Consider the following 14,826-nt stretch of genomic DNA (forward strand, 5'->3'; position numbering starts at 1 on the left):
TGGACGGTCGACGAGGCTCGGCGCTTCCTCGAGTCGGCCCGGACGAATGACGATCCGATGTACGCCGGGTATGTCGTGATGCTCGTCCTCGGCCTCCGCCGCGGTGAGCTGCTCGGGCTCGCGTGGGAGGACGTGGACCTAAGCGCGGGCGAAGCACGGATCAGCTGGCAGGTCCAGAGGGTCGGCGGGCAGCTGGTCCGTCGCCGGACCAAGACCCATTCGTCGGACTCCCCACTGCCCCTGCCCGACATCTGCGTCCGGGCCCTCGAGCACCGGCGCCGCACGGAGATCACGCTGCGACTTGCAGCCGGGGAGGCGTGGGCCGGCACCGGCCTCGTGCTCACCACGCGGCTCGGTGACCCGGTGGATCCACGGAACTTCCAGCGGGCCTTCCGCTCCAGCGTGCGGCGCGCCGGCGTTCCGGTCATCCCCGTTCACTCCACCCGGCGCACCTGCGCGAGCCTTCTTGTCGCTCTCGACGTGCACCCCCGCGTGGCGATGGCGATCCTGCGCCACAGCAAGATCGCGGTGACGATGGACGTCTACGCCCAGGTGTCTGCCGCGTCGACCCGGGAGGCTCTCAAGCGGTTGGGAGAGGCGTTCCAGTGAGTACCGTTGCCGTACTTTGCTGGAATCAGGGCGTGGAAGCGCCCCTCACCGAAGACCGGAAAGGGGCGCTGACCTGTGGTGGAGCCAAGGGGACTCGAACCCCTAACCCCCTGCTTGCAAAGCAGGTGCGCTACCAATTGCGCCATGGCCCCGCGCGGGCGCGAGCGCCGCGAGAGCTGTGTCGGCGGTCAGGACTTGGCCGGCGGCGGCGGCGTCGGCCGGACGTCGTCGGTGGCCTGCGACCAGAGGTCCTGCTCGGCCTGCTGCTGCCGGGCCTTCTTGCGCAGGTAGGACAGCCCGACCAGGGACCCGACGATGAGGGCGAGGCGCTTGACCATGGTGTTCCTCCCGTTGCCGCTCGAAGGTGGTGGTGGGCCTAACAGGACTTGAACCTGTGACCTCTTCCTTATCAGGGAAGCGCTCTAACCGTCTGAGCTATAGGCCCGTGGCCACCCCTCACGCGCGGATCCAAGGACCCGGACGCGAGGGCACACGTTACCGGATGCCGAGTCGTCGGCACAAAACGGGGTATGCCGCCGGGGGCCCGCTCCCAGCCCGGCGGCATACCCCCGCACTGACCTGGAGCTCGGTCGATCCTCGGGCCTTGGCTCAGTCGTGTCCTTCTCGACGACTGAGCCGAACCGGCCCTCCGGGCCTCCCTCGCCGGACCCCGGTCGATCCTCGGGCCTTGGCTCAGTCGTGTTATTCTCGACCACTGAGCCGAACCGGCCCTCCGGGCCTCCCTCGCCGGAGCTCGGTCGATCCTCGGGCCTTGGCTCAGTCGTCGGTGAGGGTGAGCTGGACCCCGCCCACCAGCGCCGAGCAGATGTTGTAGAGGAACGCCATCACCGTGGTGATGGCGGTCAGCAGGAGGACGTCGACCACACCGATGACCACCGACAGGGACACCACCCGGCCGAAGCCGACGTAGTCCTTGATCGAGAACGGGTTGGTCGTCGTCGTCTGCAGCGACTGGAGCACGCCCTCGATGTCGGTGAAGACGTTCATCGTTGACAGGATCATCCACAGCACCGCGGTCAGGATGACGCCCGCGATGCCGATCGCCACCGACAGCAGGAAGCTCATCTTCATCACCGACCACGGGTCGACCCGGGCGACCGCGAGCCGGACCCGACGCGGGCCCTTGCGGGCGCCGGTGCGGGGGGCCGGCCGCGTCTGGGTCGCCGTGGCGCCCGTGACCTGGGCGCTGCTGGTGGCGGGCTGCGTGCCGGTGACCGGGGAGGCCACCGCCTGCGTGGTCGAGAGCCCGCCGTCCGTCATCCCGCGTGCGCCCTCAGAACTGGTCGCGCTCACTCGTCACCTCCGCTGTCGCCCTCGGACCCGGCCTCGCCGCTCGAGGTCCCGTCCGACGGTACGCCATCACCGGCCGGAACCACAGCCGGAGGGACCGGCGCCGCCTCGCCCGGAATGCCCGCATCGAACCCTTCCGGCTCCTCGACCTCCTCGAGCTCCGCCTCGGTCGCGCTCTCGGCGTTGCGGGCCACCGCGACGATCGAGTCGCCGCGGTCCGGCTTGGCGAACATCACGCCCTGGGTCGAGCGGCCCGTATGCCGTATGCCGTCCACGCGGGAGCGGACGATCTTGCCCTTCTCCATGACGACGAGCACCTCGTCGGTGTCGCTGACGGTGAGCGCGCCGACGAGGTCGCCGCCCTTCTCGGACAGGCGGGCGACCTGGATGCCGGTGCCACCACGGCCCTGCAGCCGGTACTCCGACACGGGAGTGCGCTTGGCAAGGCCGTTCTCGAAGACGACGAAGACGTCCGGATCCTCGCCGGGGGGCACGACGGACATCGCGAGCAGGTGGTCGCCACCCTTGAACTTCATCCCGGTGACCCCGGAGGTGGACCGGCCCATCGGCCGCAGCGCGGTGTCGGTCGCGGTGAAGCGCACCGACTGGCCCTTGCGCGAGACGAGAAGCAGGTCGTCCGCCGCGGAGGCGAGGGCGGCGCCGACGAGCTCGTCCCCCTCGCGCAGGTTGATCGCGATGAGGCCTCCCGAGCGGTTCGAGTCGTAGTCCGACAGGCGGGTCTTCTTCACCAGGCCGTCACGCGTGGCGAGGACGAGGTAGTCCGCCGACTCGTAGTCGTGGACCGCAAGCACCTGGGCGATCCGCTCGTCGGGCTGGAAGGCAAGCAGGTTCGCCACGTGCTGGCCCTTGGAGTCCCGGCCGCCCTCGGGCAGCTCGTAGGCCTTGGCCCGGTAGACCCGGCCGAGGTTGGTGAAGAAGAGCAGCCAGTGGTGCGTCGTCGTCGTGAAGAAGTGCTCGACGACGTCCTCGCCGCGCAGGCTCGCACCGCGGACCCCCTTGCCGCCCCGCTTCTGGGACCGGTAGAGGTCGACGCGGGTCCGCTTGGCGTAGCCGCCGCGGGTGATCGTCACGACGACGTCCTCCTCGGGGATGAGGTCCTCCATCGACATGTCCCCGTCGAAGGGCACGATCGTGGTGCGCCGGTCATCGCCGTAGCGGTCGACGATCTCCTGCAGCTCCTCAGAGACGATGTCGCGCTGCCGCTGCGGGGAGTCGAGGATGGCGACGTACTCGTCGATCATGGTCTGCAGCTCGTCGTGGTCGCGCTGGATCCGCTCCCGCTCGAGGGCGGCGAGGCGACGCAGCTGCATGGTGAGGATGGCGTTGGCCTGGACCTCGTCGACGTCGAGCAGCTCCATGAGCCCGTCGCGGGCGACCTCGACGGTGCGGCTGCGCCGGATGAGCGCGATGACCTCGTCGAGCATGTCGAGGGCCTTGAGGTAGCCGCGCAGGATGTGGATGTCGGCCTGCGCCTTGCGCAGTCGCCACCTCGTGCGCCGGACGATGACCTCGATCTGGTGCTCCACCCAGTGCCGGATGAAGGCCGAGAGCGGCAGCGTGCGCGGCACGTCGTCGACGAGGGCGAGCATGTTCGCCCCGAACGTCGTCTGCAGCTGCGTGTGCTTGTAGAGGTTGTTGAGCACGACCTTGGCGACCGCGTCCCGCTTGAGCTTGATGACGAGGCGCTGGCCGCTGCGGCCCGAGGTGTGGTCCTCGATGTCGGCGATGCCGGAGATCCGCCCCTCCTTGACGAGGTCGGCGATCTTGAGCGCGAGCATGTCGGGGTTGACCTGGTAGGGCAGCTCCGTGACGACGAGGCACTGGCGGCCCTGGATCTCCTCGACCTCGACGACCGCGCGCATGATGATCGAGCCGCGCCCGGTGCGGTAGGCGTCCTCGATGCCGCGGCGACCCATGATGAGCGCGCCGGTCGGGAAGTCGGGGCCGGTGATGATCCCGAGCAGGGCCTCGAGCATCTCCTCGCGCGGCATGTCCGGGTGCTTGAGGTAGAACTGTGCACCGGCCGCGACCTCGCGCAGGTTGTGCGGCGGGATCTGCGTGGCCATGCCGACCGCGATGCCGGCCGAGCCGTTGACGAGCAGGTTGGGGAAGCGGCTCGGCAGCACCGACGGCTGCAGCGTCTTGCCGTCGTAGTTGGGCACGAACTCGACCGTGTCCTGGTCGATGTCGCGCACCATCTCCATGGCGATCGGGGCCATCCGGCACTCGGTGTAGCGCGGTGCCGCGGCGCCGTCGTTGCCCCGCGACCCGAAGTTGCCCTGGCCCTGGACGAGCGGGTAGCGCAGCGACCAGTCCTGCACGAGGCGCACCAGGGCGTCGTAGATGGCGGTGTCGCCGTGCGGATGGTAGTTGCCCATGACGTCGCCGACCACGCGGGCGCACTTGTTGAACCCGCGGTCGGGGCGGTAGCCGCCGTCGTACATCGCGTAGACGATGCGCCGGTGCACCGGCTTGAGGCCGTCGCGCACGTCGGGCAGCGCGCGGCTGACGATGACCGACATCGCGTACTCGATGTAGGACCGCTGCATCTCCGTGTTGAGGTCGACCGCCTCGATGCGGTCGTGGCCCTCGCGCTCGGGAGGCGCCGCGCCCTGGTCGTCCGTCTCGTCCGGCTCGGGCGGGTCCACCCCCTCGTCGTTGGGGCCGAGGATCGAGTCGATGCTGTCGTCCGGCGTCTCGGTGGCGTCATCGCCGTTGGTCGGCGGTTGCTCGCTCAAAGTATTGCCTTGTCTCTTTGTGCTGGTCGGTCGTCACGTGCTCGGTATGCCGCGTCCCCCAGATATCTGCGGGGTTGGTTATCGCTATAGCGATAGCTGGCCCCGCAGATATCTGGGGGGTGGGGGATGGCTAGATGTCGAGGAAGCGGACGTCGCGGGCGTTGCGCTGGATGAAGCCGCGCCGGGACTCGACGTCCTCGCCCATGAGGACGGCGAAGACCTCGTCGGCCTTGGCGGCGTCCTCCAGGGTCACCTGCAGCAGGGTGCGTGTCGCCGGGTTCATCGTCGTGTCCCACAGCTCGTTGTAGTTCATCTCCCCGAGGCCCTTGTAGCGCTGCACGGGGTTGTCCTTGGGCAGCCGCCACCCCTTGCCCTCGCCGATCGCGCGCAGGCCGTCGCGCTCCCGGTCGGAGTAGGCGAACTGGTGCAGGGCGTTGCTCCACCGCAGGCGGTAGAGCGGCGGCTGGGCCAGGTAGACGTACCCGGCCTCGATGAGCGGGCGCATGAAGCGGAAGAGCAGCGTGAGGAGCAGGGTGCGGATGTGCATGCCGTCGACGTCCGCGTCGGCCATGAGGACGATCTTGTGGTAGCGCGCCCTCGCGATGTCGAAGTCCTCGCCGATGCCCGTGCCAAAGGCGGAGATGAGCGCCTGGACCTCGTTGTTCGACAGGATCTTGTCGATCCGGGCCTTCTCGACGTTGAGGATCTTTCCCCGGATCGGCAGGATCGCCTGGGTCGTGGGGTTGCGCCCGGCCTTCGCGGAGCCGCCGGCCGAGTCGCCCTCGACGATGAAGACCTCGGAGACGACCGGGTCCTTGCTCTGGCAGTCGGACAGCTTGCCCGGCAGGCCGCCGGACTCGAGCAGGCCCTTGCGGCGGGTCGCCTCGCGCGCCTTGCGGGCCGCCATCCGGGCCGCCGCCGCCTGGATCGACTTGCGCACGATGTCCTTGCCCTCCGACGGGTGCGCCTCGAGCCAGTGCCCGAACTCGGAGGTCATGGCGCGCTGGACGAAGCCCTTGACCTCGGAGTTGCCGAGCTTGGTCTTCGTCTGGCCCTCGAACTGCGGGTCGGTGAGCTTGACCGAGATGACGGCGGTGAGCCCCTCGCGCACGTCGTCGCCCGTCAGGTTCTCGTCCTTGTCCTTGAGCAGGTTCTGGCGGCGCGCGAAGTCGTTGACGAGCTTGGTCATCGCCGCGCGGAAACCCTCCTCATGGGTGCCGCCCTCGTGGGTGTTGATCGTGTTGGCGTAGGTGTGGACCGACTCGCTGTAGGCGTTGGTCCACTGCATGGCCAGCTCCAGCGAGAGGGACCGGCCCTCGTCCTCGGCCTCGATGTAGATGACGTCCGGGTGCACCGGCTCGCTGCGCTTGGAGCCGTTGAGGTGGTGGACGTAGTCGATGAGGCCGCCGTCGTAGCGGTAGGACACCTTCTTGGCGGTGACCGTCTTGGTCTCGCCCTCCGGCTGGGCGTCGTCGTGTTCCTCGACCTCCTCGAGGTCCGCCTCGATGTCGTCCAGGTCCGGGTCGCCCTGCTCGGTGACCGTGCGCTCGACCCGCTCGTCGATGAGGTTGATCGTCAGGCCCTTGTTGAGGAAGGCCATTTGCTGGAACCGGGCCCGGATCGTCTCGAAGTCATACTCGACCGTCTCGAAGATCTCCGGGCTGGCCCAGAACGTGATGGTCGTGCCGGTGGCCTCCGTCTCCTCCATCTGCGTGAGCGGGCCGGTCGGCACACCGCGCTCGAAGCTCATCCGGAAGGCGTGCCCCTTCTGCCGCACGCAGACGTCGAGCCGGCTCGAGAGCGCGTTGACGACGGACGAGCCGACCCCGTGCAGACCCCCCGAGACCTTGTAGCCGCCGCCCCCGAACTTGCCGCCGGCGTGCAGCTGGGTGAGGACGAGCTCGACGGCGCTGACCTGCTCGACCGGGTGGATGTCGGTCGGTATGCCGCGCCCGTTGTCCTTGACCCGCACGGCGCCGTCGGCCATGAGCGTGACGTCGATCGTGTCGGCGTAGCCGGCCAGCGCCTCGTCGACGGAGTTGTCGACGATCTCCCAGATCAGGTGGTGCAGGCCCCGCGCCCCCGTGGAGCCGATGTACATGCCCGGCCGCTTGCGGACGGCTTCGAGCCCCTCGAGGACTGTGATGGCGCTGGCGTCGTAGGCAAGGCCGTTGGGGTGCAGCTCCGGAGGAGCCGAGGTGTCCGGGCCCTGGTCTGGGGTGGTCTGTTGAGTGGCCTCGGACACGTCTCTCCTCGATGTGTTGCCTGGTCTGCGCATGCGATGCCGCGGTGTGCTCGCACGACACCGGGACGGCCCGACACGCGGTCGAGCCGTAACCCGTCCATCCTACCGGGTCGGGCTGTCGGCACCTGCCCCGCAGAGCCGCGTCACGGCCAGTTCGCGGCCGGAAACCCACCCGATTCGGGGAGGGGGTCGTGCCCCGGCCCCTTGGGGCGGCGACGAGGCGCACGCCGTCGGCGTCGCCGCGAGGGGCGGCGCGGCGGATCAGCCCTCGCCGAGGGTCCGCTCGAAGAGCTGGTGGATCGCCTCGGGCAGGTGGGGCTCGGCAACGTGGACCTCGACCCCGGCCGACTCGCAGACCACGGTGTAGCTGTAGGCGTCGGGATGCGTCGTCGGATCCGCCGCGATCGCCTGCAGGGTCGGCCGCGCGAGCAGCTGCTGCCAGGTCATCGCGTCGCTCTCCGGCAGCTCGCTCAGCAGCAGCTGGCGCTCGCGCACCAGACCGGCGAAGCCACCCGTGCGTCGGAGCAGGACCTGTGCGCCGACGTCCGGCACCTCGCCCATCGGCCCGTCGGCGGCCCCCGACCCCACGTCTGCCGTACCTCCCGGCGCCGGACTCGGGCCCGGCTCCTCCGCCCCGGCGGGGCCGCCGCCCTGCTCTGCCGGGGGCGCCAGCACGCCGACCGTGACCCACGCGTCACGCACGGCGAGGTGCTGCGCAGAGCCGTCGCCGTGGGCGGCGACGGCCGCGTCGACGGTGAGCCCGGCGAAGGTGGCGAAGTCGCAGTCCGCCTTGATGCCGTCGCCGGTGAGCACGGCATACCAGATGGCGCCGGCGCCCTCCCAGGCGTTTCCGCCGATGGCGAGCGCCGCGAGGGTGAAGGCTCGGTTGGGGATGCCGGAGTTGACGTGCACGCCCCCGTTGTCGTCGGTGGTCTCGACGTAGCCGTCCATCGACGCCGGCTGCGGGTCCTTGCCCAGGCGCGGGTCGTCGTAGGCGGTGCCGGGGTTGTGCATGTCGCGCAGCGCCCGGCCCGCCACGCCGGGGGCGAGCAGGTCCGCGCCGATGAGCCAGCTCGCGTCGGCTGCCGACTGGCCCTTGGCGTGCTGCTCGACGAGGGCGCCGAAGACGTCGGACACCGACTCGTTGAGGGCGCCGGACTGGCCCTGGTAGAGCAGCCCCGCGGTGTGCTCGGTCACGCCATGGGCCAGCTCGTGCCCGATGACGTCGATGCTCTTGGTGAAACGCTGGAAGATGACGCCGTCGCCGTCGCCGAAGACCATCTGCGCGCCGTCCCAGAACGCGTTGTCGTATCGGGTGCCGTAGTGGACGGTGGCCAGCAGCGGCAGCCCCTTGCCGTCGAGGGAGTCACGGCCGTAGGCCTGCCACCACAGCTGCCACGTCGACCCCAGCCCGTCGTAGGCCTCGTCGGCGGCTGGGTCTCCCGTGGCAGGGTCCCCCTCGCCGCGCACCGCGGTGCCGGGAGTGGTCTCCTCACCGTGGGCGTCGCTGACCGTCCGGTGCGGGGTCGCCGCCGTCCCCGCCTCCGCGGCGCCCGGCACGCTCGGTGCCGGCGCACCAGGAGCCGGCGCACCAGGAGCCGGCAGCTGCATCTGCCGGGCCCGGCGCGCCCACCGCAGCTCACGGTCGTGGGCCAGCGCGACGCGGGCGCGCTCGGCGACCTCAGGCTCGGCGTTGGCGGCAAGCGTCTCGAGGACATACGGCGGGACGATGGATCGGCAGCGCGTCGATGGGCTCATGTGCCCAGTGTGCAGTGCCCCACGGACATCCTCCGGTGCCACGCGCGGCCAGCAGACCGGCCGTGAGCCTTGGGACGGCAGCGGGGGGCAGGCGGGCCGGCTGTGGGGCGGCCGTGCGTTTCTGAGACGAATTCGCAACGCCGTGCCGACCGGGGTCGGTTGCCATTACGGTCAAGCGCACAACTGCCACCTGTCCCCGCAGGTGTCGGGTCGACGAATATGGGAGGGAACGTCGATGCCCACGCTACGTCCGCGCAGGACTCTGACCGCCTTTGTCGCCGCTGCGCTCGCCGCCGTAGTGGCCCTGCTGGTGCCCCCGGCCGCGACGGCCGCCGCACCCCCGCCGCTCATCGGGGCGCACTCGCTCGACTACGCGTGGCTGGACGCGGCGGTGGGGCCGATGCAGATCTACCGGGACTTCGACACCGGGTTCTCCTACCCCACCTGGCAGGACACCAAGGCCTACAAGGCCCACCCCAACGCCCCGGCGAACCACTACTCGGTCACCATCCTGCCGCAGCGCCTGCTCGACCCGGCCGACCCCATCAACGCGCAGCTGCAGACCTTCATCGCGAGCACCCCGAAGAACATCATCCTCACCAACTACCACGAGCCCGACTTCAAGAGCCCGGGCAAGTTCACGCCCGAGCAGTTCCGGGCCGGCATCCTGCGCTTCGCCGACATGGTCCGTGCCCAGAACCTCGCCGACGGCGGCACCCGCCGCACGTCCGTCATCCTCATGGACGTCACCTTCCAGGGCGCGTGGACGTGGCCGGCCTCGGACTGGTGGCCGACCGACGCCCGCGACGGCGGCCACGTCGACCTCATCGCCGGCGACATCTACGCCCTGCCGCACAACACCAACACGGCCTGCTGCCCCGTCGGCTACACCGACGGCATCAAGTGGCTCAAGGCCCCCTACCTGCTGAGCTTCCTCATCAAGTTCGCCCAGACCAACCAGACCCCGTGGGCGGTCGCCGAGCTCGGCTACCTCGAGGACATCTACGACCCCGGGCACAAGGCCCAGACGATCCGGGACGTCGTCGCGGTCGCCACGGCCAACGGCGCCGACCACGTGTCGTACTTCGACGCCCCGGGCAAGCGGGGCAACTGGCGGCTGCGCTACTCGACCCCCGTCGGCACGACGTCGATGACCTCCCAGGCCGCGCTGGCGTGGAAGGCGCTGGCCGGCAACGGCTGACGACGCGGCGCCAGCCAGCCGCACCCCGGACCGGGGCCGCGCCTCACCCGTAGGTGTCGCGCGGCCCACGGCTGTCCGGGGAGCGTCTGGGACCGCGCGACCAGGAGGGGGCGCTGGGTCCCTGGACCCGCAGCTCCGAGACCGCGCCCGGCCCGATCTCCTGCGCCACCCGGGCGAGCACGGGCGAGGCGAGCAGCTTCATCTGCGTCGCCCACGCCGAGGAGTCGGCGCGCACGGTGAGCACGCCGTCCTCGAACCCGACCGGGGTCACGTGCGCCCCGATGTCCGGCCCCACGATCTCGGGCCAGCGGCCCATCACCGCCCCGACCGCCACGTCCACCTTCCAGCCCCGGTCGAGGACCAGCCGGTCGAGCTGGTCGCCGAGCAGCGCCGGGTCCCTGGCGTCCTGCGCGGAGCCGGAGAGCGTGGCCTCCGAGCCGGCCCGCCTCGTCCGTCGGCGCGGCCGCACGCCGGGTCGCAGCCCCTTCTCGGCGGCGGCGGCCCGGGCCCGGGCCAGCGCCGAGGCCGCCGCCTCGGCGAGCCGGGCGTCCAGGTCAGCCTCCGGCGGCTCCGGCGCGGCACCGGCCGGACGCTCGTCAGCCATGCGCGGTGCCCGTCGAGGCGCGCGCCTCGACGGGGACGTCCGGGCGCGCACCGGCTGCTCCGCCAGCGTCAGCATCGCCGGCTACGAGCGGCTCCACCTCGCCGAGCACGACGGCATACGTCGTGCCGTGGCTGCGCAGCCGCTCCGGCACGTCCGCCCCCACCGCCGCCGTGACGAGCACCTGCTCGCAGTCCCCGATGAGCGCGGCGAGGCGCTCCCGACGCCCCGAGTCGAGCTCGGCGAAGACGTCGTCGAGGATCAGCACCGGGTCGTCGCCGAGATCACGACGCAGGAGCCGGTATGCCGCGAGCTTGAGGGCCAGGGCGAACGACCACGACTCGCCGTGGCTGGCGTATCCCTTGGCCGGCAGCGGCCCCAGCGTGAGCACGACGTCGTCGCGATGCGGGCCCACGAGGGAGACGCCGCGCTCGATCTCCTGCTCGCGCACGGCGTCCAGGGACGCGAGCGTCCCGGAGCGCAGCTCGTCGATCTCGGGGACCTCGCCGGCCGCCAGCCGCGCCGCCAGGTCCTCGTGCAGGGAGCTGCGGTAGGCGGCTCGGGCGTGCGACGGACCCGCCGACACCTCGTCGTAGCAGGCGGCGAGATCGGGCACGAGGTCACGCAGCAGCCGCAGCCGCGCGTAGAGCAGCTGGGCGCCGACCGTCGCCAGGTGGGTGTTCCACACCTCGAGCGTGCGCAGCGCCGACTCGCGCGCCTCCCCGAGCGGCTCGTGGGTCGCCGCCGGCCGCCGGCCACCGCGGCGCAGCACCGGCGCCGCGGACTTCAGCAGGGCGTTGCGCTGCCTGAGCACCTTGTCGTAGTCGGAGCGGACCCCCGACCAGCGGGGCTGGCGCTGGACGAGCAGCTCGTCGAGGAAGCGCCGCCGCTCGGCCGGGTCGCCCTTGACGAGCGCCAGGTCCTCGGGCGCGAAGAGCACGGTGCGCAGGGTGCCGAGCACGTCCCGGGGCCGGGCCGGAGACCGGCCGAGCCGAGCGCGGTTGGCCCGGCCCGGCGTGATCTCGAGCTCGACCAGGGTCTCGCGCCGGTCCCGCACCACCGCCCCACGGATGACCGCCGACGTGGCGCCGTGGCGGACGAGCGGGGCGTCCGTGGAGACCCGGTGCGAGCCGAGGGTGGCGAGGTAGCCGACCGCCTCGACGAGGTTCGTCTTGCCTTGCCCGTTCCGCCCGATGAGCGTGGTGACGCCGGGTGCGAGGGCCACCTCCGCGGCGGGATAGCTGCGGAAGTCCTGCAGGGTCAGGTGGCGGACGTGCACGCGTGGCAGAGCCGGCGCGTCAGGAGGTCGAGCCGGTGCCCGACGTGGGGCCCGCGGTGGCCGCGTCGCGCTCCCGGCGGGGTCGGCGCGAGCCGTCCGGGCCGCCGTTGGACGAGGGTTCCCCGGTGGACCCCGAGCCCGACGACGGGCCGGCCTTCGCAGCGGCCCGTCCCTTGCGGGCCGCCTTGGCGGCGTCGGTGGTGGGCTTCTCGGCGGCGCGGCGCACGCGCCGTACGGCGCCGAGGGTCTTCGGCTCCTCGCCGCGGCGCAGCGCCTCGCCCTCCTCGACGGACATGACCTGGTGCCCCCCGAACTCGCCGCGCAGCGCCGCCACCGCCTGCATCGTCGGAGACGCCTCCTGCCGCGAGGCGAACCGGGCGAAGAGGGAGGCGGCGATGACCGGCATGGGGACCGACAAGGCGATGGCCTCCTCGACGGTCCACCGTCCTTCGCCCGAGTCGACGGTGTAGTCGGAGACGCCCTCGAGGTGGGGGTTCTTCTCCAGGGCCGCCACCATGAGGTCGAGCAGCCAGGACCGCACGACCGTCCCGCGGCTCCACGCCTTGAAGGCGCCCGGCACGTCGGTGACGATGTCCTTCTTCTCGAGCAGCTCGTAGCCCTCGGCATACGCGGCCATGAGGCCGTACTCGATGCCGTTGTGCACCATCTTCGCGTAGTGCCCGGCACCCACCTTGCCGGCGTGGACGAAGCCCTCCTCCCGGGGACCCTCCGGGCGCAGCGCGTCGAAGATGGGCATCGCCTTGGCGACCCACTTCTTGTCACCGCCGCACATGAGGCCGTAGCCGTTGTCGAGGCCCCAGATGCCGCCGGAGACGCCGCAGTCGACGTAGCCGATCTTGCGGGCGCCGAGCAGCTTGGCGTTGTCGAAGTCGTCGGTGAAGCGCGAGTTGCCGCCGTCGATCACGAGGTCTCCGGGCTCGAGCAGCTCGGCGAGCCGCTCGACCGTCTGCCGGGTGGGCGCCCCGGAGGGCACCATGACCCAGACCACGCGTGGGGCGTCGAGCGCGCGGACGAGGGCCGGCAGGGTCTTGACGTCGGCGACGGCGGGGTTGCGGTCGTAGCCGACGACCTCGTGGCCGGCTCGGCGCAGGCGCTCGCGCATGTTGCCGCCCATCTTGCCGAGACCGATCAGACCGAGCTGCATGACGGGGCCTTCCTTGGGGTGCGGGGCACGGATGCGCTGACGTGCGCTGACGCCGACGCGCTGCCTCAGACGCTACGCCAGCGCGGCGGCATACCGCATCGGCAGCCGCGAGCGGCTGCTCACTGGGCGAAGCGGACCGGCATGAGGACGTAGCGGTAGGACGGGTCTGCCTCGGACTCGGGCTCGTCCTGGCCCGTGAGCACGGCCGGTCGGCTGGGCTGGGTGAAGGACAGGCGGCTGTATGCCGTGCCCACGGCGTGCAGCCCGTCGAGGAGGAACTGCGGGTTGAAGGCGATCTGGATGTCGGGACCGGTCACGATCGCCTCGACCGCCTCGGAGGCCTGGGCGTCGTCGCCGGTGCCGGCCTCGATCACGACCTGGCCGTCGGTGAACCTCAGCAGCACCGGGGTGTTGCGCTCGGCGACCAGGGCGACACGCTTGACGGCCTCCTCCAGGGCGCTCGTCTCGATGACGGCCTCCGTGTCGACGGTGGTCGGGAAGATCGAGGTGACCTTGGGATATTCGCCGTCGAGCAGCCGGGTCGTCGTGCGTCGCTGGCCGGCCTCGAAACCGACCAGGCCGTCGCCGCCGCTGCCGAGGGCGAGGTGCACGGAGCCCGTCGCGCCGAGGGAGCGGGCCGTGTCGGACAGCTGGCGGGCGGGGATGAGCGCGACGTGGCTCGCGTCGGGCTGCGCCGGGCTCCACGTCAGCTCGCGCATGGCGAGGCGGTACCGGTCCGTGGCGAGCAGGGTGACCTTGTCGCCCTCGATCTCCATGCGCACGCCGGTGAGGATCGGCAGGGTGTCTCCCCGGTCGGCGGCCACGGCCACCTGCGCCACGGCCTGGGTGAAGACGTCGCCGGCGATGGTGCCGCTCGCCTGGGGCGCCGTCGGCAGGGTCGGGTAGTCGTCGACGGGCATCTCGCGAAGGCTGAAGCGGGAGGAGCCGCAGACGACGGTCACCTTGCTGCCGTCGGTGCCGACGTCGATCGGCTTGGCGGGCAGGTTGCGGGAGATCTCGGCGAGGAGCCGCCCGAGGACGAGCACCTGACCCGGCTCCGACACGTCGGCCGGCACGGTGATCTTGGCGGAGACCTCGTAGTCGAACGCCGAGAGCGTGAGGGTGCCGTCGGCACCGGCCTCGACCAGGACGCCGGCGAGCACGGGGACCGGGGGGCGCGCAGGCAGTCCACGGGCCACCCAGGTCACGGCCTCGGCCAGGACGTCACGCTCAACCCGAAACTTCACGGCGCACTCACTTTGGACGGTAGGACGGTGGGGCTCGAAGACTAGTGGCTGCTCGTCCCGGCGCACCACTGCGGGGGGAGCGCGCCGACGTCCGCGAGGAGGCCGGCTGCGGCGCGCGGTTTCGGTCCCGTTCTCGGGGCGATCCCCGGTCATTGAGAGGTTCATCGTCGTCATCGGTGCTGTGGATCCTGTGGACGGGGGACGTCTGCGCAGGTCGCCTCGGCGTGCCGCGCCTCGCGATGCTGTGGGCGGCCTCGGGACAGCACCGACCGCGCTGGGGAAGCGCCCAGCGGCTGCACATCGTCCACACAGCTTTGCAGAGGGTTGTCCGCATTTGGCGGTGTGATGCCACCGCTTGTCCACAGCCGCTGTGGACAAGCGCGCGCGGCGGGGTGGCGACAGGCGGGGCGGTGGCGGCGGCGCGGTCCACATGGTTTTCCACAGGCGGTGGACAAGATCCGTATGCCGTCGGGGCCGCGGGGCTTCGCGTGCAGGCCGGACCGGGGCTGGCCGGACGGCACGCCGGGTCACGGTCCGGTCACGCTGTGTACCCAGCTGTGGACAGGGCTGTGGACGGCGAGGCCCTGGGCGACCCGCACGCGGGGACCCCGAGAGCCGCCGCCGCGACCGCGGCTACTGGGACTTCTGCTG

General features: G+C 71.4%; 11 protein-coding genes and 2 tRNA genes. 2 read left to right on the forward strand and 11 right to left on the reverse strand.

Features of this window, described 5'->3' with window-relative positions; all coding sequences use genetic code 11:
- The coding region (locus tag VFJ94_RS10975; RefSeq protein WP_325004247.1) for a site-specific integrase at nucleotides 1–609 on the forward strand (609 nt) is incomplete at its 5' end.
- 76 nt (nucleotides 610–685) lie between these two features.
- On the opposite strand, the gene VFJ94_RS10980 is transcribed toward VFJ94_RS10975, so the two are convergent.
- The 7 genes from VFJ94_RS10980 to VFJ94_RS11010 all read right to left on the reverse strand — a co-directional run bounded on the left by VFJ94_RS10980 (nucleotide 686) and on the right by VFJ94_RS11010 (nucleotide 8,682).
- Nucleotides 686–761: transfer RNA gene (locus VFJ94_RS10980), tRNA-Ala, on the reverse strand.
- A 36-nt stretch (nucleotides 762–797) separates the two neighbouring features.
- Entirely contained in the window at nucleotides 798–947 is a 150-nt protein-coding gene (locus VFJ94_RS10985; RefSeq protein WP_325004248.1) for a DLW-39 family protein, read from the reverse strand.
- A gap of 30 nt (nucleotides 948–977) precedes the next feature.
- A tRNA-Ile gene (locus tag VFJ94_RS10990) sits at nucleotides 978–1,054 on the reverse strand.
- Between the two features lie 332 nt (nucleotides 1,055–1,386).
- A complete protein-coding gene (locus VFJ94_RS10995) occupies nucleotides 1,387–1,923 on the reverse strand; it encodes a DUF3566 domain-containing protein (protein ID WP_325004249.1) in 537 nt (178 codons plus the stop codon).
- Entirely contained in the window at nucleotides 1,920–4,490 is a 2,571-nt protein-coding gene (gene gyrA, locus VFJ94_RS11000) for a DNA gyrase subunit A (protein ID WP_414654602.1), read from the reverse strand. The genes VFJ94_RS10995 and gyrA overlap by 4 nt, the downstream gene beginning before the upstream one ends.
- Nucleotides 4,491–4,809: 319 nt before the next feature.
- Nucleotides 4,810–6,957 carry a DNA topoisomerase (ATP-hydrolyzing) subunit B gene (gene gyrB, locus VFJ94_RS11005; RefSeq protein WP_414654601.1) on the reverse strand — a complete coding sequence of 716 codons (2,148 nt, stop codon included), beginning with the start codon at nucleotides 6,955–6,957 and terminating at the stop codon, nucleotides 4,810–4,812.
- Between the two features lie 228 nt (nucleotides 6,958–7,185).
- Nucleotides 7,186–8,682 (reverse strand): protealysin inhibitor emfourin, encoded by a 1,497-nt coding sequence (locus VFJ94_RS11010; protein WP_325004250.1) that lies wholly within the window; start codon nucleotides 8,680–8,682, stop codon nucleotides 7,186–7,188.
- Nucleotides 8,683–8,917: 235 nt separating this feature from the next.
- Between VFJ94_RS11010 and VFJ94_RS11015 the strand changes: the two genes are divergently transcribed.
- A complete protein-coding gene (locus VFJ94_RS11015; RefSeq protein ID WP_325004251.1) occupies nucleotides 8,918–9,883 on the forward strand; it encodes a hypothetical protein in 966 nt (321 codons plus the stop codon).
- A gap of 43 nt (nucleotides 9,884–9,926) precedes the next feature.
- Here VFJ94_RS11015 and VFJ94_RS11020 read toward each other — a convergent pair whose 3' ends face one another.
- The 4 genes from VFJ94_RS11020 to dnaN all read right to left on the reverse strand — a co-directional run bounded on the left by VFJ94_RS11020 (nucleotide 9,927) and on the right by dnaN (nucleotide 14,175).
- Nucleotides 9,927–10,487, reverse strand: coding sequence for a DUF721 domain-containing protein (locus VFJ94_RS11020; protein ID WP_325004252.1), 561 nt, complete (start codon nucleotides 10,485–10,487; stop codon nucleotides 9,927–9,929).
- On the reverse strand, nucleotides 10,480–11,763 hold the full coding sequence (gene recF, locus VFJ94_RS11025; RefSeq protein ID WP_325004253.1) for a DNA replication/repair protein RecF: 1,284 nt from the start codon (nucleotides 11,761–11,763) through the stop codon (nucleotides 10,480–10,482). The genes VFJ94_RS11020 and recF overlap by 8 nt, the downstream gene beginning before the upstream one ends.
- Nucleotides 11,764–11,782: 19 nt before the next feature.
- The gene (gnd, locus tag VFJ94_RS11030; RefSeq protein ID WP_325004254.1) at nucleotides 11,783–12,928 is read right to left on the reverse strand and encodes a phosphogluconate dehydrogenase (NAD(+)-dependent, decarboxylating); all 1,146 of its coding nucleotides are present in this window, start codon (nucleotides 12,926–12,928) and stop codon (nucleotides 11,783–11,785) included.
- A 119-nt stretch (nucleotides 12,929–13,047) separates the two neighbouring features.
- Complete coding sequence (dnaN, locus tag VFJ94_RS11035; protein WP_325004255.1) at nucleotides 13,048–14,175, reverse strand: DNA polymerase III subunit beta; 1,128 nt, start codon at nucleotides 14,173–14,175, stop codon at nucleotides 13,048–13,050.
- Nucleotides 14,176–14,826 lie beyond the last annotated feature (651 nt).

It is taken from the genome of Intrasporangium sp. (genome assembly GCF_035688975.1).
Classification (GTDB): domain Bacteria; phylum Actinomycetota; class Actinomycetes; order Actinomycetales; family Dermatophilaceae; genus CALMNV01.

What these genes read in the sequence shown, in the direction of transcription:
- VFJ94_RS10985 (WP_325004248.1), bottom strand. Translation starts at nt 947, where the DNA reads ATGGTCAAGCGCCTCGCCCTCATCGTCGGGTCCCTGGTCGGGCTGTCC.
- gyrA (WP_414654602.1), bottom strand. Translation starts at nt 4,490, where the DNA reads ATGCAGCGGTCCTACATCGAGTACGCGATGTCGGTCATCGTCAGCCGC.
- gyrB (WP_414654601.1), bottom strand. Translation starts at nt 6,957, where the DNA reads ATGCGCAGACCAGGCAACACATCGAGGAGAGACGTGTCCGAGGCCACT.
- VFJ94_RS11010 (WP_325004250.1), bottom strand. Translation starts at nt 8,682, where the DNA reads ATGAGCCCATCGACGCGCTGCCGATCCATCGTCCCGCCGTATGTCCTC.
- VFJ94_RS11015 (WP_325004251.1), top strand. Translation starts at nt 8,918, where the DNA reads ATGCCCACGCTACGTCCGCGCAGGACTCTGACCGCCTTTGTCGCCGCT.
- VFJ94_RS11020 (WP_325004252.1), bottom strand. Translation starts at nt 10,487, where the DNA reads ATGGCTGACGAGCGTCCGGCCGGTGCCGCGCCGGAGCCGCCGGAGGCT.
- gnd (WP_325004254.1), bottom strand. Translation starts at nt 12,928, where the DNA reads ATGCAGCTCGGTCTGATCGGTCTCGGCAAGATGGGCGGCAACATGCGC.